Source organism: Laspinema palackyanum D2c (genome assembly GCF_025370875.1).
Lineage (GTDB): Bacteria > Cyanobacteriota > Cyanobacteriia > Cyanobacteriales > Laspinemataceae > Laspinema > Laspinema palackyanum.
In genome coordinates, this window is the sequence record NZ_JAMXFD010000081.1 from 1 (window position 1) to 1,087 (window position 1,087).

Annotated in this window: 1 protein-coding gene; it reads left to right on the forward strand. The window is 42.0% G+C overall.

The genetic code is table 11. The features are described 5' to 3' along the window. On the forward strand, positions 1-1,063 hold a 1,063-nt coding region (locus tag NG795_RS28390), incomplete at its 5' end, for an IS1634 family transposase (protein ID WP_436836100.1). Positions 1,064-1,087: the final 24 nt, after the last annotated feature.

Below are 1,087 nucleotides of genomic sequence, written 5' to 3' on the forward strand. Positions count from 1 at the left end.
TCTAGTTCCCTTAAGTGCCACTCAAATTCCTGAATCCGTTCTCAACAGTTATTTAATGGAGCGAGAACAGACCGGTCAAGAATTAACCCAAGTTTATAGAGATTTAGATTCGGGTGATCCGACTAAAATAGCGGAAGCTTTTGAAATAGAAGTCGAGCAAATGGCGGAGTTTGAAGGAAGCAAAATCAACTGGAAAGAACGACATCTAGTAGTCAGGTCAATCAAGATAGCTAACGCGGCCCAAAACTCATTAAAAGAGCGAGTCCAAAAAGCTCAACTAGAACTGGAACAATTAAATCAACCCAGGAAAGGTAAAAAACGGTTGATTGGTTTAAGCTCTTACCAGAACGAAGTCGAAAGAATAATCGAAAAATATCAGGTAGAGGGATTGTTGAACGTTGAGTATGCGACCGAGAGGAAAATCTCTCAACGGAGGGCGTACAAAGGCCAACCGGCTCAAATCATTAAAGAAGAGTTAGTCACTTTAAATGTCCAGGTATTGTCCGAGGCTTTAACCCAAAAACTCAACAGTTGTTCTTGGAGAGTTTATGCGAGTAATTCACCATCCGAGCAGTTGTCGGTGACTGATGGCGTCCTAGTTTATCGGGATGAATATTTAGTTGAGAAAGGGTTCAGCAGAATGAAAGGATTCCCTTTATCTTTGACTCCGATGTATTTACAAAGAGAAGACCATATTATCGGACTCATCCGATTGCTGTCCATTGGATTACGCCTCTTAACACTTTTAGAATTTGAGATGCGCCGAAGTTTGAGTTCATATGATGAAAAAATTTCAGGAATTTACCCCGGAAACCCCAAACGGAAAACGGCCAGACCTAGTGCCGAACTCTTGTTGGCAGCCTTTAAAGAAATTACTTTAGTTTCGCTTAGAATAGCTCTCGGAGGCAATCGCTATCTTACTAAACTTTCTCCCGTTCACCAACAAATTTTAATTCGTCTCAATATTCCCCTAAAGATTTATACGAACTTGGCCGATGATGAGGGGCCACCCCCTGCCACTTGTGGTGAGCCTTCACTTATGGTTTCCTATCTCAGGGAGTAGGGTCAAAAATGAGCGAACCGTAAG